The sequence below is a fragment of the Streptomyces sp. NBC_00568 genome (genome assembly GCF_026341855.1).
Lineage (GTDB): Bacteria > Actinomycetota > Actinomycetes > Streptomycetales > Streptomycetaceae > Streptomyces.
The window spans coordinates 5,037,742-5,063,186 of the sequence record NZ_JAPENW010000001.1 but is presented as its reverse complement, the minus strand read 5'-3'; the positions used below and the strand labels follow the sequence as shown (position 1 = coordinate 5,063,186).

The following is a 25,445-nucleotide window of genomic DNA, read 5'->3' as shown; positions in this document are numbered from 1 at the left end:
AACGCCTCACACGCCTCGTGCGTATGGAATGGAGCCGCTTCACTCCTGTCGGGCGCCTCGCTGCCCCGCAAGGAAGTCAGAGGAGTTCCATGGGACGCAACATACGAAAACGCCGTTCGCCGCTGGCCGTTCGTGCCATTGCCGCGTCGGCTGCGCTCGCGATCGGCGGGGGTGGGCTGGTCTGGGCGAATTTCTACGCCTCGGCACACGAGAAGAACTCGTCTACCAACACCACCAAGGCCGCCGGCGCGCAGGTCGCGACGATCACCTGTCCGGATGTCGGTCAGAAACTGACCAACGTTCCGAAGCAGGCGCGGGGTGAGGTCGACGGAGAACTGGCCACGCTCGACCAGCAGATCACCGCCGCCTACCAGCGACTGGCCACCACCCGGGACGCGCAGACGAGGGACGCGAGTTTCGTTCAGAACTCCATCCTCAATCCGCTGAAGAACAACCGGTCGGTGATCATCGACCGGATCAAGCTGGAGATCAACCGGGTCGGCGGAAAGGCTCCGGGCTGGCTCGACGGTCTCTCCACCTGCACCGGTGCGCCCGCGGACCAGACGAACGCCGGTGGCCAGAACAACGGCGGCGCCGCGGCCAGTCCGTCGGCGAGTGCGGGTGCGGGTGCCAACGCAGGTGCGGGTGCCAACGCAGGCGCCGGTGCCGGCGCGAGTGCCAGTGCCAGCGCTCCGGCCGGCGGCGCCCAGGCGGGCAACGGCGGCCAGGCCGGAAACGGTCCGGTGGCGGCCGACTTCGTGGACATCACGAAGGTCCAGCCGAATGTGGCTCGCAAGGCCCGTACTCAGAACGGCGGTTCGTCCGGTACGTTCTCGAGCTCCTGCGGTGTCAACGCGAACAAGAAGTTCAACACCGACAACGTGATCGTGGCGCCCGGTGTCACCAACGGCGCGCACCACCTGCACGACTACGTCGGCAACCAGTCGAACGACGCCTTCGCCAACAACGACACGTTCGCTGCGGCCCAGACCTCCTGTGCCAACCAGGGCGACAAGTCGTCGTACTACTGGCCGGTCGTGCGTATCCAGAACGGTACGCAGGACTTCGACCAGAACAACGACGGCGGCGGCAAGGAACTCAACGTCGGCCAGATCCAGCAGGTGAAGCAGGCGCAGATCAAGTTCGTCGGCAACGCGAAGAGCAAGGTCGTCGCGATGCCGAAGTTCCTGCGCATCATCACCGGTGACGCGAAGACCACGACCAACGGTCTCGCGAACGCCAACGCCCACTGGAGCTGCACCGGCTTCGAGAACAAGGTGCAGCTGACGGCGCAGTACCCGATCTGCCCGCGGGGCAGCACCGTGGTCCGCACCTTCGCCTTCCAGAGCTGCTGGGACGGGGTGAACGCCGACAGCGCGAACCACCGCACCCACGTGGCCTTCGCCGACGCCCAGGGCAACTGCGCGAACGGCTTCAAGGCCATCCCGCAGCTGACGATGCGGCTGGTCTACGGCTTCCGGGCCCCGACCCTCACCAACGGGCAGATCAAGAACGCCTACGCGGTGGACGGTTTCCCCGAGCAGCTGCACAAGCCCTCGACCGACCATGACGACTTCATCAACGTCTTCGACGACAAGCTGATGAACAAGATGGTCACCTGCATCAACAACGGTCAGCGTTGTAAGTAGCCCCCATGAGAGAGCCGGTGGCGGGATCTCCCGCCACCGGCTCTCTTTTCTCCCCAAGTCCTGCGCGGTCAGCCGCTGTGGTGACCGGAGTGCTCGGTCTCGGTTCCCCCACCACCACTTCCTCCCGAGTGGTGCGAGACCCCCTCCTCCAAGGTCCCGCCGAGCTGACCGCGCAGCGTCGTGACCATCTTCTGGTCCCCGACGGCGACCCACTTGGCGCCGACGAGATACGACCCGCCGTAGTCCTTGGCCCCGTTGAGCCACTCGCGCTGGCCGCGGTCCGTGGCGAAGGTAGCCAGGATGAACTTGCCGGCGCTGATCTTGCAGACGCCCTGGCGGATCTCGTCCGCGTCGGTCTGGATGTCCGGCCGGCACTTCACCTCGGCCGCCAGGTCCTCCAGGCTGCCGGTCGCCGTGGCCGGGACGGTCTCCTTCGCTCCCGTGCCCTTGTCGTCCGAGCCGCCGCCGCAGCCGGTCAGTGCCAGCAGGGCGGCCACGGCCGCTCCGGCCAGAAGCTTCTCGCGTGTCAACCTCATACGTTCCTCCGGTACCTGTCGGCGTTCACGCCGAGGAGAGCCCCGGCGAGGGCTCTGCCTTCGATACGGCTCCCGGCGGCCCCGTGCTCAATCGGCCGCCGTCCCTGGTGGTGAACCCGATACCGCCAGGGGTACAGCTGTGCGAGGGTGTCACCCGTGAACGAAGACTGGGAAGAGCGTACGGCGGCGGCCTGGGCCACCTTCGACGACTACGAGGAAGAGCGGGCGGCGGACTTCCGGGCGGTGATCGACACCCTGGTGGCCGAGCTGCCCGCGGACAGCCCCCTCGGCCCCTTCGAGCAGGCCTGCGCCTGGGACTCGACGGGTCACTCCGACAACGCCGTACCGCTGTACCGGGAGGCGCTGGCCCGCGGCCTGAGCGGATACAACGGCCGGCGCGCGAAGATCCAGCTCTCCAGTTCGCTGCGGAACATCGGACAGGCGGACGAGGGCGTCAAGCTCCTCACCCCCGAACTGATCGGCCCCTCCGACGAGTTGGACGACGCGGTGCGGGCCTGTCTGGCGCTCTGCCTCGCCGACCTCGGCCGCGAACGCGAGGGCCTGTCCCTGGTGATCGGTGCGCTGGCCCCCCATCTGCCGCGCTACCAGCGGTCGATGGCGAACTACGCGCGCCTTCTCGTGGAGCCCGAGGACTCGCAGGACTAGGGGCTCGGTGACCATCCACCGATTCGCTCGTTCTGCTGAACGTGCAGTCACAGGATGTAGCCCCGCGCCCCGCAGCCTCCTCCGGAGCGGTCGTCGACGTCGAGCAGGCCGAGGCCGCGCTCGTCGAGCACTACCCGCGGCTGGTCCGGCTGGCCTATCTGGTGCTTCCGCCGAGCCTCGGCCGCAACCGCCGGGTACTGACCGCGCACGCCCTCACCCAGCGCGCGCTGCCGCGCGGCCGCGCTTCGGGCGACGCCTCGGTCATTCCGGCGCAGCAGAGCGGTGGTGGCCGCGACGGCGACCCGGGCTATGCCTTCGTACGCCTGCGGGTGGTGCGTACGGCACTGGAGGCGGGGCTGCCGCTGAAGCGGCGGGCGTGGCCCAAGCGGTCCCAGCTGCCGCCCCTCCTCCCCCATGTGTGGGGTCTGCGGCTCTTCCCGCGCTCGGGCGGCGCCGAGGAACTGGCCCTGGACCAGCGGCTGTCCGCGCTGTCGGGGCCGGCCCGTGCCGCGTACGTGCTGCGCGGCCTGGAGAAGCTGTCCGACGCGAACCTGCGCAGGATGCTGGCCGCGGCGGGCGTCGCGGACCCGGCCGCGGCGCTGAAGGAGGCCGCGGGCATCGAGCCGCGGGACGCGCTGCTCGGCTCCCCCGAGTTCGACCCCTGCTCCCTGCACGCCCGGCCCACCGACCTGATGCGGCGCAGGCAGCACATGAAGGCCGCCCTCGCCGCCACCGCCGCCGTGGCCGTCTGCGGCGCGCTGCTCGGACTGCCGGGCGACGGCTGGGGCCCGGACGGCGCCGCGGCTCCCTCCTACGCGCAGAACCCGGCCGCCGAGGCCGCCCTCGACCCCGCCAGGCTGGAGCGGGTCGCGGCGGCGGCCTGGGAGTCCTCCGCGCGCACCGACTTCTCCGTGTGGCCGGCCCGCGGCGATCTCGTCGACGACACCGCGCTGCTGCGCCGCGCGCTCGCCGTCTGGGCCAGGCCCGGCGAGTCCGTGCAGGTCTCGGCGACGCCCGGCACACCCTCCGGCGCCCCGCCCGGCCCGCCCCAGCTGCTGTACGCGGGCGAGGTCGACCAGGCGCGGGTGGTGCTCCTCTACGACGGTCTGCGCGTCGCGCGCTACGCCGAGCCGCGGGACGGCACCGGCGGCGCGGCCCTCGACTTCGCGCGGGTCGACGGGGCGAGCGGGGCCGAGGCGAGCGCGGTGGTGCTGGGCCGGGCCGACGGCAACGTCCGCTACCTGACGGCCCCCTGGGTGAAGCGGGCCGCCGAGCGTGACCTGCTGAAGCCCTCCACCGGGGCGATGGACCTCACCCTGTCCGCGGACGGCGCCACCTCCCCGCTGGCCGGTCCGCCGCGGACCGGCGCGTGCACCTCGTGGAACGTGCTCCAGATCAAGGACGGTTCCGGCACGCATCTGCTGACCGACCTCGGCGAGCTGACCCCGGCCCACCTCACCTCGGGCCGGCCCGCCGCGCCCCGGGAGGTGTCGGGCGCCCAGGACCTGCGGGGGTGGGCGCCGTTCGCGTGCTCCCTCGCCTCCGTGCGCTCGGGGGGCGTGCGGTCCGTGAACGCCTGGCAGTACGCGCGGCAGCCGCTGCCCGACGCGAGCGGGTCGGCGGAGTGGGTGTGCACCCGTGCCGACACCTGGCGGGGCGGCGGCACCCGGGTACTGGCCCAGTTCCGCACCTCGGGCGGGACGTACGGGGCGGTCGCCGCGAAGGCCGAGAACTCCCCGGCGTGCGGCTCCCGCGACCCGCACGTACTGGCCGGTGTGCTGTGGAAGTCGGGGGCGGGGGCCTGGTACCTCCTCGCGGCCGGCAGCAAGGACACGGCGTCGGTCGACGCGACGGGCGGGGTGCGCGGGTCGGCGGAGGGTTCCCAGCTCGCCGTACGGACGAAGCAGGGGGCGCAGGCCGAGCTGAAGGGGACCCTGGAGGACGGCCGGGGCATCTCGGGGCTGCGCTGAGCCCGGCACCCCTCCCTACACCTGCACCCGGCCGCCGCCGTCACGTCCCTGACCGGCCGCCACCGTCACGCCGGATTGCTGACACGGATGTAAATAAGTGGGCGCACGGGGGTTCTCCGTGCGCCTACCCGTCAGTACATTGACGCCATGTCTAACACGCAGGCCCGGCTGCCCCTGCCGGTCGAGTCCGAGTGGACGGCGCTCAAGGCGCGGAAGGTGTCGTTCTCCTGGGAGGACACGCCGCTGCACTGGGTGCCGGACGATCCGTTCGCCACGCACACCATCAACGTGCTGCATCTGCTGCTGCCGGCCGGCGAGCGCTGGTTCGTGCACGTGTACCAGCAGGTACTCCCCCTCATCCGCGACGAGCGGCTGCGCGCGGACGTCATCGGGTTCATCGGGCAGGAGGCGATGCACTCGCAGGCGCACGACGAGGTGCTGCCGCATCTCAAGGAGCTGGGGCTCGACCCGACGCCGTACACCGCACAGGTCGACTGGCTCTTCGAGAAGCTGCTCGGCGACCGGACGCTGCCCCCGGGCAGGGCGCGGAAGTGGTGGCTGCTGGAGCGGGTCGCCCTGATCGCGGCGATCGAGCACTACACCGCGTTCCTCGGCGACTGGGTCCTCAACGCCGAGGAGCTGGACCGGCGGGGCGCCGATCCGACCATGCTGGACCTGCTGCGCTGGCACGGCGCGGAGGAGGTCGAGCACCGCTCGGTGGCGTTCGAGCTGTTCCTGCACGTCGACGGCAGCTACCGGCGGCGCGCGCGGACCTGGGCGACCGCGTTCACCGCGCTCGTCTTCCTGTGGCAGCGCGGTGCCCGGTTCTTCATGGAGAACGACCCGACCCTGGCGAACGGCCGGGCGAGCTTCAAGGACTTCTACGCCGGCGGGAAACGGGGCGTGCTGCCGTCCACCGGGGACATGCTCAAGTCCATCCCCCGCTATCTCAGCCGCACGTATCACCCCTCCCAGGAGGGCTCCACCGAACAGGCGGTCGCGTATCTGGCCTCCTCACCGGCCGCGACGGCGGCCTCGGTCGCCGAGAAGGGTGCTGGTGCCGCGTGATGCCCAGGGTGCGGACCGTCGTGGCCGTCGCGGGTGCGGCGCTGATCGTCCGGCGTGCGCTGCGCCGCCGGATCGGGGCGTCACCGCTGTGGCCGCTGCCCGCCCTGGAGAACCCGGTCTCCGGCCGGCCCCGCTCGCGGGCCCTGCGGCTGCTGGTCGCCCGGCACGAGCGGGTCGCCGACGGCGTCGTCCAACTGCGCCTGGAGGGAGCGGACCTGCCGCCCTGGGAGCCGGGGGCCCATCTCGATCTGGTGCTGCCGTCGGGACTCGTCCGGCAGTACTCGCTGTGCGGTGACCCGGAGGACACCTCCTCGTACACGGTCGCGACCCGGCTGGTCGAGGACGGGCGGGGCGGATCGCGCGAGGTGCACGAACGGCTCCGGGAGGGCATGGAGGTCGAGGTGCGCGGACCGCGCAATCGCTTCCCGCTCGTGGACGCTCCGGCGTACCTCTTCGTCGTGGGCGGGATCGGGATCACCCCGGTCCTGCCGATGCTGCGAAGCATGCGGGAGGGCGCGGACTGGCGGCTGCTGTACGGCGGCCGGACGCGCGCCTCGATGCCGTTCCTGGAGGAGATCGAGAAGCTGGACCGTACGAAGGTCACCGTCGTCGCGGAGGACGAGGACGGGCGGCCGGACCTGGACGCGCTGTTCGCGGACCTCCCCCGGGGAGCGGTGGTCTACTGCTGCGGTCCGGACGGGCTGACGGCGGCGGTCGAGGCGCGGATTCCGGAGGGCTGCACGCTGCACCTGGAGCGGTTCACGGCCCGGGCGTCCGGCGAGGGCGACACCGCCTTCGAGGTCGAACTGCGGCGCAGCGGACGCACGGTGACCGTGTCCGCCGACTCGTCGGTCCTCGCCGCGGTCCGCGCGGAACTGCCCGACACGCTCTACTCCTGTGAGCAGGGATTCTGCGGGACCTGCCAACAGCGGGTCCTGGAGGGGGAGATCGAGCACCGGGACGAGCTGCTGACGGACGCGGAGCGTGACGACTCGATGCTGATCTGTGTCTCGCGTACGCGGGGTGGGAGAATCGTGCTGGACATGTGAACGTCCCCGGCCCGGACCGGCCCGTTCCGGTCCGGATCCGATCGGTAAGGTGTTCGCATGACAACCGGGGTACGCCGCAGGATGGGTGTCGAGGAGCGACGGCAGCAGTTGATCGGCGTCGCCCTCGAACTGTTCAGCCGACGCTCGCCCGACGAGGTCTCCATCGACGAGATAGCCTCGACCGCCGGCATCTCGCGACCGCTCGTGTACCACTACTTTCCGGGCAAACTCAGCCTGTACGAGGCGGCGTTGCAGCGCGCCGCCGACGATCTCGCGGGCCGGTTCGTGGAGTCCCGCGAAGGGCCGCTGGGGGCACGGCTGCTGCGGGTGATGCGCCGGTTCTTCGACTTCGTGGACGACCACGGGCCCGGTTTCGCCGCGTTGATGCGGGGCGGCCCGGCCGTCGGCTCGTCCACCACCAACGCCCTCGTCGACGCCGTACGGCAGGCCGCGTACCTCCAGATCCTGTCGCACCTGGACGTCGAGAACCCGCCCGCGCGGCTGGAGCTGGTGATCCGCTCCTGGATCTCGCTCGTCGAGTCGACCGCGCTGATCTGGCTGGACGGCCGGCGGATTCCGCGGGGCGAGCTGGAGGTCCAGCTCGTGCACGACTTCGCGGCCCTGGCCGCGGTCAGCGCCGCCTACGACGGGGAAGTCGCCGAACTGCTGCGCAAGGGGCTCAGGAACGAGCCGGGCGACGGGCCGTTCAGCGACCTCGTCGTCCGGCTGCTCGCGCTGGCCTCGCCGCCCGCGCCCTAGGAAGGGGCGCGGGAGCCCTTACGGGCCGGGCTCGCCCGGAGACTCCGTTCTCCGGCCTGGGGACTACGCCTCGAACTTGCGGTACGACGCGTCGAGGTCGCGTACCTCGGCCGAGGCGTGCAGCTCCAGGCCCTCGGCCGGCTTCACATACGTCTTCAGCAGCTCCAGCGCGGCCTCGGTCAGTTTCGCCTTGGCCTCCTCGGTCCGCCCGGCGAGCAGACCGAGGGTGACATGGACGACGGCGTGCCCGCCGGCGTCCGCGCCGACGACGGTGTCCTCGGTCCGGCGGAACTGCGTCTTGCACCCGCCGATCTTCGCGGCGACCGTCCGGACCACCTCCGCGTGCAGCGCCAGGGCGAACCCGGGCCGGTCGAAGGCGTCTTCGAGCGGCGCGGAGTAGTCGACGGTGATCTGCGGCATGAGCACTCCTGGTTCCAGGGACGGTCCCGATCACCCTAGCCGCATCGCCAGCAGCGCGATGTCGTCCTCCCTGCCCCGGCCGAAGCAGTCGAGGAGGGCGTCGCAGAGCGCCGCGGTCCCCCGCGGGGCGGCGGACGCGGCGCGGCGCAGCTGCTCCATGGAGACCTCCAGGTCGGTGCCGCGGGTCTCGATGAGGCCGTCGGTGACCATGAGGAGCCGGTCGGTGGGCATCAGGACGGCCTCGGTGGGCGGCGGGCGGTCCAGGCCGAGGCCGAGCAGCGGGCCCCGGGCCTCGACGTACTCGGCGGTGGCGTCGTCGCCGACGAGGAGCGGCGGTATGTGCCCGGCGTTGGCGATCCTGGCCCGCCCGCTCACCGGGTCGACCAGCACCAGGCAGACGGTGGCGGTGACATCGGGGTGGTACCGCTGGAGCATCCGGTCGAGCCGCCCGGCCAGTACGCCGGGGTCGGGGTCCTCGACGCAGTAGGCGCGCAGGGCGTGCCGGATCTCGACCATCACGGTGGCCGCCTCGAGGGAGTGCCCGACGACGTCGCCGACGGCGGTCAGCACGCCGCGGGAGGTGGGCAGCGCCGCGTAGAAGTCGCCGCCGATCTCGGCCTGCCGGGAGGCGGGGACATAGCGCACGACGACGTCGACGCCCGCCATCGCGGGCAACTCCTGCGGCAGGAAGCTGTGTTGCAGGGTCAGTGCGACATGGCGCTCGACCTGGTACCTGAGCAGCGGCTCGGCGGCCAGGGCGGTGGCCTGGGCGAGCCGGGCCACCAGCCTGCCGGTCTCCGGCGCCCGGTCGCGACCGGTGTGCGCGGGCGTGGCGAGGCACACCGGTGTCGTGCCGTCGGGGGTGCGGGCGAGGACGAGCCGGGCGTCCTCGGCCACGCCGGGCCGGAGGAAGCCGGCCGGCCACAGGGGGGCGGGTACGACGATGCCGCGCACCCCGCCGCGTCCGGCCATGGCGGAGCCGATCAGCCGGGCCACGGCCTCGTGCGCGCCGGAGTCCGGCAGCGCCGCCCGCGCCCTGCTCCGGGACAGTCCCCGGTACAGCTCGCCGTCCTCGGCGAGCACGAACACGGCGGCCGGGGTGCCGGTGAGCCGGGCGGTCCCCTCGGCGGCGGCGTCGGCGAGTTCCGCCGGGCAGCGCGCGGTCTGGACGGCGGCGATCGTCTCGGACAGCAGCGTCAGACGTCGTACGAGCGTCTCGGCGTCGGCTCGCATCCTGGCGCCGCGCACCGCGGCGCCCACGACGGCCTGGATCTCCCGGGGTTCGGCGGGGACCGAGAGGTAGGCGTCACCACCGGCGTCCAGGCCCAGGCAGCGGTAGGCGGGCCCGTCCGTGACGGCGGAGAAGTGCACGACGGGCAGGGCGGCCGTCCGCGGCCGTGACTTGAGCCTGCGGCACAGCTCGAAGCCGTTCATGTCCGGCAGCCCCACGTCCACCAGGGCCACGTCGGGCAGGACGCCCGCCCGCAGTCGTACGTCGAGTTCGAGGAGCGCCTCGGCGGCGCTGGCCACCGGAATGACGCTGTGCCCGGCGCGGCTGAGCACGGCGCCGAGCGCGTAGCGGCCCGTCGCCGTGTCGTCGACGACCAGCACGGTGGACGCGGCGTCCGTCGTGGCGCCGGTGGCCGTCGTGTCGTCACCGTTCATGGGAACAGTCTCTCGGGGCACGGGTGTCGGTGAGGGCGGCTCCGGCCACCGGATCTGGTCCGGGTGTCCGGTTCCGCCCTCACCAAGCTAGCCCGCTGTCACGGGGTTCGGGTGAAAACCGCCACTGTTCGACCCGGAACAGCGAAGGTGCCCGTTTTCTCCGCGTAGGACGAGGACTTGACGATAGAGTCCGCGCCCGACGCCTGCACCGGGTGCAGCGCGTACGCCTTCCCGGCCAGGGAGCCGACGGCCTGCTCCTGCTTCTCGGGGGTCGCGTTGAAGACGATCACGAGGTCGCCGAGGCGCGCCGTGATCACCCCGGGGGTCTCGTCCTTCCCGGACAGCGGGAAGGAGAGCTGCGACTGCACCTGGCCGGCCGTGGAGAGCGAGAAGACGTTCTCGCCCGTACGGATCCGCTGCAGGTCCTGGTACGCGGCCGAGGCGCTGTCGATCTGGCCGCAGCCCACCTTGACGGAGGTCAACAGCGGTTTGGCGTAGGGCCACTTGGAGGCGTTGTCGGTGGCCGGCGGCAGCCCGCGCCCGAATCCGTTGCCGTCCTGGCAGTTCCAGTGGATGGCGTTGAACCAGTCACCGCTGTCGAAGGAGTTGCGGTCCAGGGACTTGGAGCGCAGCAGGTCGGAGCCGGCCTGGGAGAGGGACGGTCCCTGCGAGAGGGTGGCCGTCGCCATCGCCAGGACCTGCATCCGGGCCCGGTCCGCCGCGCCGGTCGTCGCGGGCAGCTTGAACGTCAGCGCGTCGTAGAGCGACTCGTTGTCGTGCGCGTCGGCGTAGGCGAGCGCGTCGCCGGGAGCGTCCGCGTAGCCGGCCGGCTGACCGTTGTAGTCGACCTCGGAGCCCTTGACCTCCTTGCCCGCGGAGTCGGTGAAGCGGAACCCGGCCAGGTTGCCGGTCAGGCCGACCTTGATGAGGTCCTGGTAGTGCAGCAGCCGGGCCTTCTGCTCGGCCGGAGTGCCGTTGCCGGTCGAGGAGTTGGGGTCGGTGTACAGGCCCGAGGCGAAGCCCTGGATGCCGGGGTCGGAGTCGAAGGGACCGCCACCGCGGACGGCGTCACGGGCCCGGTCGGAGAAGGTCGCGATCCCGGTCCCTGCCATGTTCTTCTGGGTGGCCTGGACGAACCGGGCGTCGTCGGCGACTTCGCCGAAGTTCCAGCCCTCGCCGTACAGGATGATCTTCTTGCCGTCGACGCCGTCCTTCGCGAGGGTGAGCGCGTCGAGGGCCTTCCTGACCGCGAGGATGTTGGCCTTGGGGTGGTGTCCCATGAGGTCGAAGCGGAAGCCGTCGACCTTGTACTCCTTGGCCCAGGTGACGATCGAGTCGACGACCAGCTTGCCCATCATGGCGTTCTCGGTGGCCGTGTTGGCGCAGCAGGTGGAGTTGGCGACGCTGCCGTCGGCGAGGAGCCGCTGGTAGTAGCCGGGGACGATCCGGTCGAGGACGCTGGTGTCGGCCTGGCCGCTCGCGGCGGTGTGGTTGTAGACCACGTCCATGACGACCCGCAGGCCGTCCTCGTTCAGGGACTTGACCATGTCGCGGAACTCGACCGTGCGCCGGGTGCCGTCGGGGTCCGTGGCGTAGGAACCCTCGGGGACCGTGTAGTGGTACGGGTCGTAGCCCCAGTTGTAGGCGTCCTTGGCGGCGGTCTTCGCCACGCACTCCTGCTGCTTCTCGGAGTCGGCGGCGTAGGAGGCGAGATCGCAGTCGGTGGTCTGCTGGTCCGCCTTCCGCTCGGGGATGGTGGCGATGTCGAACGCGGGCAGCAGGTGCACGTACGAGGTGCCGGACGCGGCCAGCTTCCTCAGGTGCTTCGAGCCGTCGCTGCTCCTGTCGGTGAAGGCGCGGTAGGTGCCCTTGTCCTTCGCGGGGACGGTCTTGTCCGCCACCGAGAAGTCGCGGATGTGCAGTTCCTGGATCTGCGCGTCCTTCAGCGGCACGGCCTTGGGCTTCTTCAGCGAGGACCAGCCGGACGGGGCGAGGGACTTGGCGTCCAGGTCGACGACCAGGCTGCGCTTGGAGTCGGTGGTCAGGGCCACCGAGTACGGGTCGGTGACCTTGTTGGTGACGACCTTCCGGACGGTCGGCGCCCATACCTTCACGACGTAGCGGTAGGGCTTGTTCGCCCAGGACCGCTTGCCGGTGACGGACCAGACACCGGTGGCACTGCCGCGCTTCATGGCGACGGTGGAGCCGTCGAGGTCGAGGCTGACCGACTGCGCGGTCGGGGCCCACACCGAGAGGGTGGGAACGCCGTCGCGGAACACCGGCCCGAGCCGCGCGCTCTTCGCGTCGTACAGATCGTCGAGGGCGCCGGCGATCTGAACGCCGGTCGCCGCCAGCACGGCGCCGTTCGCGGCCCGTTGCGAGGCGACGAGCTGGCCGCCGAGCGCCGGGCGCACCCGGTCACGGTCGCGCGGGTCGACGGACCAGGCGGTGTACGCCTTCAGGTGCGGGAACCTCGCCTTCTGGGCGTCGGTGAGGGTGGTCTTGTTCAGTCGCAGCCAGCGCTCGTCGTCGCTGGTCAGCGCGCCGTCCTTGACGGCGATGGAGCCGTCGCGGGAGGAGAGGAGCTGGGTGGACACGGCAGCCTCGGAGCCGTTCCAGGCGACCGTGTTCCGGTCGATCCAGACCGCCTTGGAGGTGGTCAGGTCGAGGGCGGCCGCGCTGCCCGCGGGCTGCGGCAGCAGGTACTTCTCCTGGCCGTTCAGCAGCCACACCTCGTGGCCGTTGGCCGTGAGGTCCAGCGACTGGTCGGTGGGCAGGTCCTTGTCGTCGCCCTTGTGGAGGATGTAGCTGAGGCTGGTGGCACCCTCGGCGAGCGGCACCTCGTAGACGGCGCCGTAGGCGTCGGTCCGTACCGGCTCCAGGGGCTTCGTCCAGTCCGTGGGCGTCGCGGCCCCGGTCCAGGTGTGCAGACCCCAGCCGGTGTAGTCGCCGTCGGCGCGGTGGTAGTGGAGGACCGCCTTGGTCTTGTCCTGGGCGGGCAGGTCGGGCCGCTCGGTGAGGACGGCTTCCTTGCCCTGCTCGAGCCAGACCTCGCCCGTCTTGGTGACGTCGATGGTGCGGTCGGCGGAGACGTCCTTGTTGCCGTCCTTGTCGATGACCAGGAAACCCACGCCGGAGGCGCCGGGCTTCAGCTTCACGTAGGCGAAGGCGCCGTAGGCGTCCCGGCCGATGAAGTCGTGGCCGGCCGGCCAGGTCGTGGACTCGCCGTCGGCGATGTCGCCCCAGGCGTACAGGCGCCAGTCGGTGTAGTCGCCGTCGGTGCGCTTGTAGTGGACGACCGCGTAGTCGCGCGAGGAGGCCGCCGGGATCTCCTCGGCGGGCGGGGTGCCCGTGGTCGAGGCGGCCGTCGCGCTCGCCGTGCGTCCGGCCGAGTCGATCACGACGGCCTTGTAGCGCAGGGCGGTTCCGGCGGGCACGTCCTCGCCGATGACCTGGGTGACCTTGTAGGGGGCGTGGTCGGCGGAGCCGAGCGTGCGCCAGGTGCCGTTGCCGACCTGGGCGGCGAAGACCACACGGTTCAGCTGTCCGCCGTCGACGTCCCCGGAGAGCTCGACGGTGCCGGTGGCGCCCGCGGCCGGGGCCTTCAGCGTCAGCGTCGGCTTGGAGGCGGGGGCGGCGAGCCGGCCCGCGGCCTTGAGGACGATCGCCGAACCGGCCGGCACGGTGACCGTGACCTTCTTGTCCGCGTCGCTCTTCACCGGGTCCGAGGTCCCGTACACGGCGCGGAAGTTCATGTTCGCCGAGCCCGTCGCGAACGTCGCCTTCTTCGCCTCGTCGGCGTTGTTCACGGCGACGACGTACTCGGTGCCGGTCTTCGCGTCCGTACGGGAGAAGGCGTACACCCCGGCGCCGTCCGCGGCGTACCGCTCGGTCTGGACCCCGTCCGTGAGGGCGGGGTTGTCCTTGCGGAGCTTGGAGAGAGCGCTGATCCGCTTGTAGAGCGGTGCGCTCGTGTCGTAGGCGTCGCTCGCGTGCGTGCGGGAGGTGCCGATCTCGTCGTCGTCGAGGTAGTCGGCGACCTTGGAGGCGAACATCGTCTGGCGGGCGTCCTTGTCACCGCCGGAGCCGGTGAAGCCCTGCTCGTCGCCGTAGTAGACGACGGGGTTGCCGCGGCTGAGGAACATCAGCTCGTTGGCGAGCTCGTCCTTCTTCAGCAGTTCGGCGTCAGTCGCCTTGGGGTTGTCCTGGTTCAGGAAGTACCCGATGCGGCCCATGTCGTGGTTGCCGAGGAAGGTGACCTGCTCGTAGGCGTTGGCCTTGTCGGTCGTGTACTTGTAGTCGTCGCCGAAGACGGAGGCCAGCTTCTGCGCGCCGCCGCCCTGCGAGGCGTACGAGCGGGCCGCGTCCTGGAAGGGGAAGTCGAGGGTGGCGTCGAGGCGGCCCTGGGTGACGTACGGCGAGGTGATCGACGTGTCGGCGGAGTAGACCTCGCCGAACATGAAGAAGTTCTTGCGCCCGTGCTTGGCGGCGTACGCGTCGAGGGCGGTCGCCCACTGCGTCCAGAACTCCATGTTCACGTGCTTCACGGTGTCGATCCGGAAGCCGTCGATGCCGAAGTCCCGGACCCACTTCTCGTAGATCTTCTCCATGCCGCTGACCACTTCGGGACGCTCGGTCCACAGGTCGTCGAGGCCGGAGAAGTCGCCGTACGTGGTGGACTCGCCGGCGTAGGTGGAGTCACCGCGGTTGGTGTACATCGTCGTGTCGTTGAGCCACGACGGCACCTTGGCGTTCTTCTTCGCGGCGGGCACCGTCGGCGTACGGGGGAAGGAGTCGGCGTCCACCGACGGGAACCCGTGGCGGCCGTCCGCGTAGTCCGCGTCGTCGAACGGCTTCCCGTCCTTGGTCAGGTACGGGAAGGCACCCTTGGAGAGGTAGTTGTAGGACTTCTCCTCGTAGTCGACGACATCGGCCGTGTGGTTGGTGATGACGTCGAAGAAGACCTTCATGCCCTTGGCGTGGGCCTTGGAGATCAGGGTCTCCAGGTCCTTGTTGGTGCCGAAGTGCGGGTCGACCCGGGTGAAGTCGGTGATCCAGTAGCCGTGGTAGCCGGCCGAGGCGTCCTTGCCGGTGCCCTGGACGGGCTGGTTCTTGAAGATCGGCGCCATCCAGATGGCGGTGGTGCCGAGGCCCTTGATGTAGTCGAGCCGCTTGGTCAGACCCTTGAGGTCGCCGCCCTGGTAGAAGCCCTTGTCGGTGGGGTCGTAGCCGGTCGACAGCCGGGAACCGGTCAGTCCGCCCTCGTCGTTGGACGTGTCGCCGTTGGCGAAACGATCCGGCATCACGAAGTAGAACTGGTCACGGGTGGCGTCGTGTCGCGATGGCTCGGCGGCGAGCTTCGCGTCCGACGGCGGTGCGGGCGGGGTCTGGGCCCGCGCCACGAGGGGTTGCGCAAGCGATACGGCCAATGCGGCGGCGAGGACGGCTGCGCGCAGCCTGGGGCGGCCTGTGCGGCGCGCCGGCCCTCTCGGTATCAGGTCCACAGTTGTGAACTCCTAGCGATTACGGCGTACTCGGGTCCGACCCCGCGCAGCGTTTCGGCCACGATGCCGAACGCCCGCGTGACCGTATCGCTCACGCAAGGTTTACAGCAAGAGTCTTGCAACGTGCAGAAAGAGGTTTCAGCAGCTGGACTTGCCCGCGTAGATCGCGAGGGCCGTGTTGGCACCCAGCGTCGCCGTGAACTGGCCCGAACTGTTCACCGTGATGCTCGTGTTGTTCTGGACGTTGCAGTACGTGCCCGCGGCGAGCGAGGTGCTGTACGTCCGGCTGAGCGAGGAGGTCTCGTGGTTGATCGCCACGAAGCCCTTGCTGCCGCGGCCGAAGGCGATGGCGTCGCCGCCGTTGTCCCACCAGTTGGTGAGGGACTGTCCGCGGGTGGTGTTGCGGAAGGCGACCATCGACTTGATCTCCGGCCAGGCGTGCTGGCACTTCCAGCCGTCCTGCCAACAGGCATTGACGGTACCGCCGTTGGGCGGTCCGGCGTCCGAGTCGGACCACTCGTAGCCGGAGTTGATGTCGGGCGCGCCATAGGGGTAGGCGAGCATGAAGACGTTGGCGAGGGTGTAGTTCGCCCCGTCCTTGTAGTTGAGCGTCGAGCCGTTGCGCTCGGTGTCGTGGTTGTCGACGAAGACGGCCGAAACCGAGCTGCTCATGTAGCCCCAGCCCTCGCCGTAGTTCTTCAGGTAGGCGAGGTTCTCGTTGTTGAAGACGCGCTTGAGGTCGTAGGCGTAGCGGAACTCCTGGACGTCGCCGCTGCCGGTGTACTCGGTGGGCTGGACGGCCTCGCCCGCGCCGTAGATGGCCTCCTGCTTCCAGTAGACGGACGGATTGCTCAGCCGGGACTTGATGTTGGCGAGGTCTGCGGCCGGCATGTGCTTGGCCGCGTCGATCCGGAAGCCGTCGACGCCGTAGCCGAGCAGGGTGTTCATGTATCCGGCGATGGCCGAGCGGACGTAGTCCTCGCCGGTGTCCAGGTCGGCGAGACCGACGAGTTCACAGTTCTGGACGTTGGACCGGTTGGTGTAGTCGCTGATGGAGGACGTGCAGTTGTCCATGTCGGCGGACGAGTAGAGGCCCGGGTAGTTGTACTTCGTGTACGAAGAGCCGCCCGTGCCGGTGCCGGAACCGGCCGCCATGTGGTTGATGACCGTGTCCGCCACGACCTTCACACCGGCCGTGTGGCAGGTGCTGACCATGTTCTTGAAGGCGGTGGCGTCGCCGAGCCGGCCGGCGATCCTGTAGCTCACGGGCTGGTACGAGGTCCACCACTGCGAGCCCTGTATGTGCTCGGCGGGCGGGGACACCTGGACGTAGCCGTATCCGGCGGGGCCCAGTGTGTTGGTGCATTCCTTGGCGACCGAGTCGAATTTCCACTCGAACATGACGGCGGTGACGTCCTTGGTGCCCGGCGGCGAGGCCGCCGCCGTACCGGGGGGAACGGTCACCGAGACCGCCAGGCCCGCCGCGAGGGCGAACGAGGCCGCAAGCGTTTTCCTTGCCATGTGTGTGTACTCCTGCACTTCGTCGTGCGGGTGGGGGGATCGGAACGTACCGCTTGCAATCAAGTTTCAGCAAGATGTCGTAAGAACTTCCAACTCCCTTATTGACGCGCCCCCTTCGGCGGTCCCACGCTCCACACGGGTCGGTCCCGCGCCCCGCGGCCGCGCCGACCGGATCCGGAGAGGAGCCGCATCCCGATGGCCATACGACGAAGAAGGGTCCCCCGGCCGCTGGTCACCGTCGCGCCGGCCCTCGGCGATCTGACCGCGTCGCCGGCCCAGCAGGCGGCCGCGCCCGACACCGGTGCCCCCAACGGTGATGTGATCGCAGTTCCAGGATGACATCGCCAACCTGTCGAGTTTCGGGAGCAGTCGGGGGCCGGTCACCGAGGCGGACTCCGACACACTCGTCACCGACCACGACACCGAGCACAACGGCTCGGGCGCCGGCACCTGCACGTATACGACCGGTCTCGCGGACGGCACCTGTCCGGACGTGATCGACGGCGGTGCCGCCTCGGCCGCGGTCACCGGCGGCGGGAGTACATGGTCGGCTCGGTCCCGCGCCGGGCGCCTGGAACCGGCGAACGCGGTGAAGGTGTCCTCGTCCGGCTGTCCGGTCCGGAGGAGGGACGTCTCGGTACCGGCGAACGGCACCATCGCGCACGAGTACGCCAAGAAGGACTCCTCGGGGAACGTCACCGGGAGTCCGGGGCCGTGGGCCGGCCGCGCCCGCACCACCGGCTCGGGCGCCGGGTACGGCGTGAGCGACCCGGGAAGCAGGGGGCCACACACGAAAGCGGTGCTCCGGCCGTCAGGTCCGGAGCACCGCTCACGCATGGGTCAGGACACCCATCGGACGAGCGGTGCTCCGGTGGTCAGGACCGGAGCACCGCTCACGCGTGGATCAGACCGCCCACCACACGGTCGTGTCGGCGGGCAGCTTCGCCTCGCCGTCCTGCGACAGGGTCACCTCGCCGCTCGCGACGAGCACCCGGCCGTACGCGGGGACCGAAACGGCCTCGCTCCCGGTGTTCGCGGTGCAGACGAACTCACCGCGCCGGAAGGCGAGGACGCCCTCCGGTGCCTCGAGCCAGCTGACGGTGTCGCCCGCGCCGAGGTCGGAGCGCTCACGCCGGACGGCGAGCGCGGCGCGGTACAGCTCCAGGGTGGAGCCCTCCGTGCCGGTCTGCGCCTCGATGCTCAGCTCGGCCCACTCGGCGGGCTGCGGCAGCCAGCTGCCCCCGTCGCCGAAGCCGTACGAGGAGCCGGTGCGGGTCCACGGGATCGGCACCCGGCAGCCGTCGCGGAAGCCGTCCTGTCCGGCGCCCCGGAAGAAGGCGGGGTCCTGGCGCGCCTCGTCCGGCAGGTCGACGACGTCCGGCAGGCCGAGCTCCTCGCCCTGGTAGACGTAGGCCGAGCCGGGCAGGGCCAGCATCAGCAGGCTCGCCGCGCGGGCCCGGCGCAGACCCAGCGCCCGGTCGCCCGCGGTGCGGATCTGGGTGCCGAGGCCGGCCTCGTTGGCGAAGCGGGTGGCGTGCCGGGTCACGTCGTGGTTGGACAGTACCCAGGTGGAGGGGGCACCGACCGGCCGCATCGCGTCGAGCGTGCGGTCGATCACGGAGCGCAGCTCGGCCGCGTCCCAATGGGTGCCCAGGTACTGGAAGTTGAAGGCCTGGTGCAGCTCGTCGGGGCGCACGTAGTTGGCGGTGCGCTCGATGGTGGGCGTCCACGCCTCGGCGACGAAGATGCGCTCGCCGGAGTACTCGTCGAGGATCGTGCGCCACTGCCGGTAGATCTCGTGCACGCCGTCCTGGTCGAAGAACGGCATGACATCGTTGCCCAGCAGTTTCAGCTGGTCGTGGTCGCCGAGGTCGGGCAGGCCCTCCGCCTTGACCATGCCGTGCGCGACGTCGATACGGAAGCCGTCGACGCCCATGTCCAGCCAGAACCGCAGGATCGAGCGGAACTCGTCGCCCACGGCGGGGTGTTCCCAGTTGAAGTCGGGCTGCTCGGGCGCGAAGAGGTGCAGGTACCACTCGCCCGGGGTGCCGTCCGGCTCGGTGACCCGGGTCCAGGCCGGGCCGCCGAAGATGGACTCCCAGTCGTTGGGCGGCAGTTCGCCGTTCTCGCCCTTGCCGGGCCGGAAGTGGTAGCGGTCGCGCAGGTCGGAGCCGGGGCCCTCGCGCAGGGCGCGCTTGAACCACTCGTGCTGGTCGGACGAGTGGTTGGGCACCAGGTCGACGATGATCCGCAGGCCGAGACCGTGGGCGTCGCGGATCAGCGCGTCGGCGTCCAGCAGGTTGCCGAACATGGGGTCGACGGCCCGGTAGTCCGCCACGTCGTAGCCGGCGTCGGCCTGCGGCGAGGCGTAGAAGGGGCTGAGCCACACGGCGTCCACGCCGAGGTCGCGCAGGTACGGAAGTCGGGAGCGTACGCCCTCCAGGTCGCCCATGCCGTCGCCGTTGCTGTCGGCGAAGCTGCGCGGATAGACCTGGTAGATCACCGCGTCGCGCCACCAGTCGCGGTGCGCGGCGACGGTGGCGAGACCGGAGTTCGGGGCCTGGTCGGCGGAGTGCTGGCTCATGGCGTCCTTGATGCGATGGGGGTCCTCCCACCCGAACGCGGTCGGGTGCGGGGAGGAAACGGCTGTGGGGGCGACCCCCTGCTCACGCGAAGCCCTGAGCACGGGGCGAGAGGCGTCGGGGCGGGGGGATGAGGCGGCCGCGGTACCGGCGGGGTCGGATGGGCACCGCGGCCGCCACCCGCGCGCGTCGAGCGCGCGGGAGTCTTGGGCGAACAGGGATCTCCTGGGCGGATCAGCCCTTCGTTCCGCCCGCGGTGAGTCCGGTCACCAGGTTCTTCTGCACGAGGTAGAAGAAGGCGGAGACGGGTATCGCGACCAGGACGGCCGTCGCGGCCATCAGGTTGCGCTGCGCGTCGTGCTCGCTGACGAAGCTCTGCAGTCCGACGGCGAAGGTGTACTTCGAGTCGTCCAGCATGAACGTCGAGGCGAAGGCGACCTCACCGAACGCGGTGATGAAATTGTAGAACGCCGCCACCGCGAGACCCGGCTTGGCGAGCGGCAGGATCAGCCGGAAGAAGGTGCCGAAGGGGCTCAGCCCGTCGACCCGGCCGGCCTCGTCGATCTCGAACGGAATGGTGTCGAAGTAGCCCTTGAGCAGCCAGGCGCTGTAGGGCACAGCCGTCGAGCAGTAGACGAGGATCAGGCCGAGGTAGGAGTCGATGAGCTGCAGGTCCGAGAGGATCTGGTACATCGGCACGATGAGCACGGCGATCGGGAACATCTGGGTGACCAGCAGGACCCACATGAACTTCTTGTAGCCGGGGAAACGCATGCGCGAGACCGCGTAGCCGGTGGTGGCCGCGACCATCACGCCGACGACCGTGGTGCCCAGCGACACGATGAGCGAACTCTTCATCCACTCGAAGAAGTTCGTGTGCTGGAGCACGAAGGAGTAGTTGTCGAACGTCATCGTGTCCCAGATGCGTTCGGGGTGCAGATAGTCGTCCTTGTCCGGTCCGAGGGACAGGTAGACGAGCCAGGCGATCGGGAACAGCGCGACCAGGCTCGCGGCGATCAGGATGCCGTGGGAGACGAGCGAGCCGACGAGGCCGCGGTGACCGCGCTTGCGCGCCGGCCGCGGTGCCTCCTCGTTCCCGGAGGTCTGCTCGGCCGGAGGCGTCTGAAGTGTGGTGGTGCTCATGGAGACTCCTGCCTCAGATCGCGAGCTGCTGGTCATTGCGGTTCAGCCAGCGGCGGTAGAAGGAGGTGAAGACGATCAGGATGGCCAGCAGCAGCATGCCGTAGGCAGCCGACTGCGCGAAGTCGCGCGGCTGCTGTCCGAAGCCGAGGTAGTAGGCCCAGGTGACGAGGATCTGCGCGTCCGGCGCGGTGTTGCCGAACAGCAGGAAGATCACCGCGAACTGGTTGAACGTCCAGATGATGCCGAGCAGCACGACAGTGGAGCTGACCGACCTGAGACCCGGCAGGGTCACGTAGCGGAACTGCTGCCAGGCGTTCGCGCCGTCCATCTCGGCGGCCTCGTACAGCGTGGCGTCGATGGACTGGAGTCCGCCGAGCAGCGAGACCATCATGAACGGCACGCCGCACCAGGTGTTGACCATGATCGCGGCGAACCGCTGCCAGAAGGTGTCCTCCAGCCACGCGGGCGCCGGCAGGTGCACCGCGTCGAGCATGGAGTTGATGATGCCGCCGTCGGCGAGCATGAAACGCCAGCCGAAGACGGTGACGAAGGTCGGCACGGCCCACGGCAGCACCAGGATCAGCCGGTAGAACGTCCGGCCGCGCAGCTTCTGGTTGAGCAGCAGCGCGAGACCCAGGCCGATGCAGTAGTGCAGGACGACACACAGGACGGTCCAGGCGATGGTCCAGATGAAGTGCGACCAGAAGCGGTCGTACGACGTCGGACCCCACAGGATGTCCTTGTAGTTGTCCAGGCCGATGAACTTGTAGGTGGCGTCGATGTGGTTGACGCCGATCGTGCGGGCCGAGTTGAGGCTGTTGGCGTCCGTGAACGTCAGATAGAGGCCCCGCACCAGGGGATAGAGCACCAATCCGCCGAGTACGACGACGACCGGGGCGATCATCGCGTACGCATACCAGTACTTCTGGTACGAGTGCTTCAGACGCTGCATCCGGCCGGGACGCGGTGCTCGGTCACCGCGGCGCTTGCCGGTCGCTCGGTCGATGGCGACTGTCATGGTTCGACACCTTCTGCAAGATCAGGAGTTGGGCGCACACAGCCGGTGGCCGCCGGATCCGTTCCCCGATTGTCCTGGGGGTCCCCCCGGCCCGACCGGAGTCGGGCCGGGGAAGGATCCGGCGGCCACACGGGCCTACTTGCTGAAGTCCGGGACCAGCTTGGCGATCGCCAGTTCGGCGTTGCTCAGGCCCTTGTCCAGGGACACCTTGCCACCAGCGATCTTCGGCAGCTCGGTGTCGAGCGGGCCCCACAGCGAGCCGTACTCGGGAAGCGCCGGGCGCGGCTGGGCGGCGGGGAGGACGCCCTGGTAGCCGGCGATGCCCGGGTCGGCCTTGACCTCGGCGGTGTAGGCGTCGTCACGCGTCGGCAGCGTGGAGTTCTTGAGCGCGATCGTCGACTGCGACTTCGCGGAGGTCATGAACTTCACGAACTTCAGCGAGGCCTCCTGGTGGGCCTTGTCCGAACCCGCGTACACGGAGAGGTTGTGGCCGCCGGTCGGGGCGCCCGCCTTGCCGGTGGAGCCGGCCGGGACGGTCGCGATACCGAGGTTCGCCTTGTCCGAGAACGCCGAGCCCTTGTAGAAGTTGGTGATCTCCCACGGGCCCTGGATGATCGAGGCGACCTTGCCGTTGACGAAGGCGTCCTGGATGTGGGCGTACGCGTCGGCGGTGGTGTCCGCCTTGTGCAGGCCCTTGCCGGAGAACAGACCCTGCCAGGTGCCGAACGCCTTCTTGGCCTCGGGCGAGTTCACCGTGATCTTCTTGGCCTCGGCGTCGACCGTGTTGGTGCCCTCGCCGTAGAGGAAGGACTGCGCGTAGTAGGCCTGGGTCGAGCCCCAGTAGCCGTCGACGCCCGTCTTCTTCTTGATCGTCGCGGCGGCGGTCTTCAGGTCGGCCCAGGTCTTCGGGGCCTCGGTGATGCCGGCCTTCTTGTACAGCGCCTTGTTGTAGACGAGCGCGAGGGTGTCGGTGACGAACGGCACACCGTACGTCTTGCCGTCGAACTTCGCCTGCTCGATCAGGTTGGGCTGGAACTTCGCCTGGTCCGCGAGGGCGGCGGTGCCGTCGAGCGGCAGGAAGTAGCCCTTCTTCGCGAAGGCCGGGGTCCAGCCGACCTCGGAACGCAGGATGTCCGGGGCGCCCTTGGAACCGGCCGCCGTGTCGAACTTGTTCTGCGCCTGGTCGAAGGGGACGTTGACGTACTTGACCTTGATGCTGGGGTTGGCCTTCTCGAATTCCTTGGCCAGAGCCTTGTACGTCGGCGCCTCATTGGTGGCGTTCGAAGTGTCCCACCAGGTGATGGTAGTGGGACCGGCAGACTTGCCGTCGCTGCTGTCACTGCCGCCGCAGGCCGTCGCCGCGAGGGCGAAGGACGCCACCAGCGCGGTGGCCGCTATGCCACGCCGCATGAGATCTCCTTGAGGGTGAAAGCCCGAGTAGGTGGGGAATCGGTCCCGCCCGATCCCCTTGCCGACTTGCCGACTGCGCCGTTGCGTCCGCCGGGCGACGTGAACGTAACAGCCATGTAAGCGGTGCGAAAGACCTTGCAGCAAAAAAGTGCAAGAGCTGCCGAGAGTTACTCCGCCGTGACCTCATGGCGTCCACCTCGAAACCCTGGTATCCCGCCGCTCAGCAGACATGTGGGCCTCTGTGCAAGACTCTGCAAGCTCTTGCCATCGCTGTCCGGTACGGGGGATCATCGCCCTTCAGCGCCTTGCAGGAGCCACCCCTTTCCCGCGGCGCACGCACGGGACGCCGAGCCGACCAGAACACGAGGGAGCGCGATGACGCAGCAGCCCGGAGCGGGCCGATCAACCGCCCGCACACGGCGTCTGGTTGGTGGGCAGGGTGAGATGCGACCGGTACAGTCCAATCCTGTGACCACACGGCTTGCCGACATCGCAGCCCAGGCGGGGGTCAGTGAGGCGACTGTCAGCCGCGTCCTGAACGGGAAGCCGGGCGTCGCCGCGACCACCCGCCAGTCCGTCCTGGCCGCGCTCGACGTACTGGGCTACGAGCGCCCGGTGCGCCTGCGGCAGCGCAGCGAGGGCCTGGTGGGCCTCATAACCCCCGAGCTGGAGAACCCGATATTCCCTGCCCTCGCGCAGGTCATCGGGCAGGCCCTGACGCGCCAGGGCTACACCCCCGTCCTCGCGACCCAGACCCCGGGCGGCTCCACCGAGGACGAGCTGACCGAGATGCTGGTCGACCGCGGGGTCGCCGGCATCATCTTCGTCTCCGGCCTGCACGCCGACACCTCCGCCGACATGCAGCGGTACGAGCAACTGCGCGGTCAAGGTGTCCCGTTCGTCCTGGTCGACGGCTTTTCACCCAAGGTGCAGGCGCCGTTCATCTCGCCGGACGACCGCGCGGCGATGGCCCTCGCGGTCACCCACCTCGCCTCGCTCGGGCACACCAGCATCGGACTCGCCCTCGGCCCCAAGCGGTTCGTGCCGGTGCAGCGCAAGATCGAGGGCTTCGTGCGCACCATGCAGGAGCAGCTGAACCTGAGCCCCGCCGATGTCGAGGAGCGACTGGTCCAGCACTCGCTGTACACGCTGGAGGGTGGCCAGGCCGCAGCGAGCGCCCTGATGGACCGCGGCTGCACGGCGATCGTGTGCGCCAGCGACATGATGGCGCTCGGCGCGATACGGGCGGCACGCCAGCGCGGCCTGGAGGTCCCCAAGGACATCTCGGTCGTCGGATTCGACGATTCGCCGCTGATCGCCTTCACCGACCCGCCGCTCACGACGATCCGCAAGCCGGTGCCCGCGATGGGACAGGCCGCGGTGCGCACGTTGCTGGAGGAGATCGGCGGGACGCCCGCGCCGCACAGCGAATTCGTGTTCATGCCGGAACTGGTGGTGCGCGGTTCGACCGCTTCTGCCCCTGGGGACCGGAATCGTCCCTAGGGAGGACGCCCGGAGGGCATTCCGCCTCCCCCGGGCGTAGAACGTGCGACCAGGACCCGACCAAGGGATGATCGGTGGGGGAACGCTTTTCTGGCAGACTCTGTGCCTATGGGTGAGACGACCGTGACGACACTGGAAGGCCGGGAGCAGGCCACTCCACAGCCCGTCGCGGAGGAGAAGGCGGGGAACAAACTCCTGCGTCGTATGCGGGCCCCGCGTCGCCCCCGCCTCTGGTTCGAGATCCTGCTCATCGCCGTGAGCTACTGGACGTATTCGCTGATCCGGAACGCCGTTCCGGAGCAGCGACGCGAAGCGCTGCGCAACGCGGACTGGATCTGGCAGGTGGAACACCACCTCGGCGTCGCCGTCGAGGAGTCGGTCAACCACACCGTGAACTCGGTGACATGGTTGATCATCGGCATGAACTACTACTACGCGACGCTGCACTTCGTGGTCACGCTGAGTGTTCTTGTCTGGCTGTACCGCTGTCATCCGGGCCGCTACGCGGCGGCCCGTCTTGTCCTGTTCGCGACCACGGCGGTGGCCCTCGTGGGCTACTACTTCTTCCCGCTCGCGCCACCCCGCCTGATGACCGGCGGCACCTTCGTCGACACGGTCATGGTCCACCAGACCTGGGGCTCGATGGCCTCCGGCGACCTGAAACACATGTCCAACCAGTACGCCGCGATGCCGTCCATGCACATCGGCTGGTCCCTGTGGTGCGGCCTGACCGTCTTCGCGCTGGCCTCGGCCCCGTGGGCCCGCATCCTCGGCATGCTCTATCCGGCGGCCACTCTGCTGGTCATCGTCGCCACCGCGAACCACTTCTGGCTGGACGCGGTGGGCGGCCTGCTCTGCCTCGCTTTCGGCTTCCTGGTGGCTCGCCTGTGGTACGGGGCGCTGCCGTACTCCCTGCCGCAGTGGGTACCGGGGACGCGCGGGGCGCCGGCCCTGCCGTTGAGGGCCTGACCGCCGCCCGCCG

The 25,445-nt window shown here is 69.8% G+C and carries 18 protein-coding genes; 9 read left to right on the top strand and 9 right to left on the bottom strand.

Annotation, left to right across the window (positions count from 1 at the left end; translation table 11 throughout):
* The first annotated feature begins 89 nt into the window (after positions 1-89).
* On the top strand, positions 90-1,649 hold the full coding sequence (locus OOK38_RS21930) for a DUF1996 domain-containing protein (protein WP_266848709.1): 1,560 nt from the start codon (positions 90-92) through the stop codon (positions 1,647-1,649).
* Positions 1,650-1,717: 68 nt separating this feature from the next.
* Here the strand turns inward: OOK38_RS21930 and OOK38_RS21925 are convergent, their stop codons facing one another.
* A complete protein-coding gene (locus OOK38_RS21925; protein ID WP_266848708.1) occupies positions 1,718-2,185 on the bottom strand; it encodes a hypothetical protein in 468 nt (155 codons plus the stop codon).
* Positions 2,186-2,341: 156 nt separating this feature from the next.
* Here OOK38_RS21925 and OOK38_RS21920 point away from each other — a divergent pair, with 156 nt between their 5' ends.
* From OOK38_RS21920 to OOK38_RS21900, 5 genes are all read left to right on the top strand, one after another.
* Positions 2,342-2,851: a tetratricopeptide repeat protein gene (locus OOK38_RS21920; protein ID WP_266757959.1), complete on the top strand. Its 510-nt coding sequence runs from the start codon at positions 2,342-2,344 to the stop codon at positions 2,849-2,851.
* 41 nt (positions 2,852-2,892) lie between these two features.
* Positions 2,893-4,821, top strand: coding sequence for a hypothetical protein (locus tag OOK38_RS21915; RefSeq protein WP_266848706.1), 1,929 nt, complete (start codon positions 2,893-2,895; stop codon positions 4,819-4,821).
* Between the two features lie 147 nt (positions 4,822-4,968).
* A complete protein-coding gene (locus OOK38_RS21910; protein WP_266848704.1) occupies positions 4,969-5,889 on the top strand; it encodes a metal-dependent hydrolase in 921 nt (306 codons plus the stop codon).
* Positions 5,889-6,938: a PDR/VanB family oxidoreductase gene (locus OOK38_RS21905; RefSeq protein WP_266848703.1), complete on the top strand. Its 1,050-nt coding sequence runs from the start codon at positions 5,889-5,891 to the stop codon at positions 6,936-6,938. Before OOK38_RS21910 ends, OOK38_RS21905 begins: the two co-directional genes overlap by 1 nt.
* 57 nt (positions 6,939-6,995) lie before the next feature.
* A complete protein-coding gene (locus OOK38_RS21900; protein ID WP_266757966.1) occupies positions 6,996-7,697 on the top strand; it encodes a TetR/AcrR family transcriptional regulator in 702 nt (233 codons plus the stop codon).
* A 63-nt stretch (positions 7,698-7,760) separates the two neighbouring features.
* On the opposite strand, the gene OOK38_RS21895 is transcribed toward OOK38_RS21900, so the two are convergent.
* From OOK38_RS21895 to OOK38_RS21880, 4 genes are all read right to left on the bottom strand, one after another.
* On the bottom strand, positions 7,761-8,117 hold the full coding sequence (locus tag OOK38_RS21895; protein WP_266757968.1) for a 5-carboxymethyl-2-hydroxymuconate Delta-isomerase: 357 nt from the start codon (positions 8,115-8,117) through the stop codon (positions 7,761-7,763).
* A 30-nt stretch (positions 8,118-8,147) separates the two neighbouring features.
* Entirely contained in the window at positions 8,148-9,782 is a 1,635-nt protein-coding gene (locus OOK38_RS21890) for a fused response regulator/phosphatase (protein WP_266848701.1), read from the bottom strand.
* A gap of 98 nt (positions 9,783-9,880) precedes the next feature.
* Positions 9,881-15,280, bottom strand: a complete 5,400-nt coding sequence (gene pulA / locus OOK38_RS21885; protein WP_266849370.1) for a pullulanase-type alpha-1,6-glucosidase — start codon at positions 15,278-15,280, stop codon at positions 9,881-9,883.
* Between the two features lie 144 nt (positions 15,281-15,424).
* A complete protein-coding gene (locus tag OOK38_RS21880) occupies positions 15,425-16,807 on the bottom strand; it encodes an alpha-amylase family protein (RefSeq protein WP_266757971.1) in 1,383 nt (460 codons plus the stop codon).
* 195 nt (positions 16,808-17,002) lie between these two features.
* On the opposite strand from OOK38_RS21880, the gene OOK38_RS21875 reads away from it, so the two are divergent.
* The gene (locus tag OOK38_RS21875; RefSeq protein ID WP_266757973.1) at positions 17,003-17,146 is read left to right on the top strand and encodes a hypothetical protein; all 144 of its coding nucleotides are present in this window, start codon (positions 17,003-17,005) and stop codon (positions 17,144-17,146) included.
* Positions 17,147-17,711: 565 nt separating this feature from the next.
* On the opposite strand, the gene OOK38_RS21870 is transcribed toward OOK38_RS21875, so the two are convergent.
* From OOK38_RS21870 to OOK38_RS21855, 4 genes are all read right to left on the bottom strand, one after another.
* Positions 17,712-19,391, bottom strand: coding sequence for a glycoside hydrolase family 13 protein (locus OOK38_RS21870; RefSeq protein WP_266757975.1), 1,680 nt, complete (start codon positions 19,389-19,391; stop codon positions 17,712-17,714).
* A gap of 232 nt (positions 19,392-19,623) precedes the next feature.
* Complete coding sequence (locus tag OOK38_RS21865; protein ID WP_266757977.1) at positions 19,624-20,532, bottom strand: sugar ABC transporter permease; 909 nt, start codon at positions 20,530-20,532, stop codon at positions 19,624-19,626.
* A 13-nt stretch (positions 20,533-20,545) separates the two neighbouring features.
* Positions 20,546-21,550 (bottom strand): carbohydrate ABC transporter permease, encoded by a 1,005-nt coding sequence (locus OOK38_RS21860; RefSeq protein ID WP_266757979.1) that lies wholly within the window; start codon positions 21,548-21,550, stop codon positions 20,546-20,548.
* Positions 21,551-21,685: 135 nt separating this feature from the next.
* Positions 21,686-22,960 carry an extracellular solute-binding protein gene (locus tag OOK38_RS21855; protein WP_266757981.1) on the bottom strand — a complete coding sequence of 425 codons (1,275 nt, stop codon included), beginning with the start codon at positions 22,958-22,960 and terminating at the stop codon, positions 21,686-21,688.
* 468 nt (positions 22,961-23,428) lie between these two features.
* On the opposite strand from OOK38_RS21855, the gene OOK38_RS21850 reads away from it, so the two are divergent.
* Positions 23,429-24,463, top strand: coding sequence for a LacI family DNA-binding transcriptional regulator (locus OOK38_RS21850; protein ID WP_266757983.1), 1,035 nt, complete (start codon positions 23,429-23,431; stop codon positions 24,461-24,463).
* Positions 24,464-24,571: 108 nt separating this feature from the next.
* The gene (locus tag OOK38_RS21845) at positions 24,572-25,432 is read left to right on the top strand and encodes a phosphatase PAP2 family protein (RefSeq protein ID WP_266757985.1); all 861 of its coding nucleotides are present in this window, start codon (positions 24,572-24,574) and stop codon (positions 25,430-25,432) included.
* Positions 25,433-25,445: the final 13 nt, after the last annotated feature.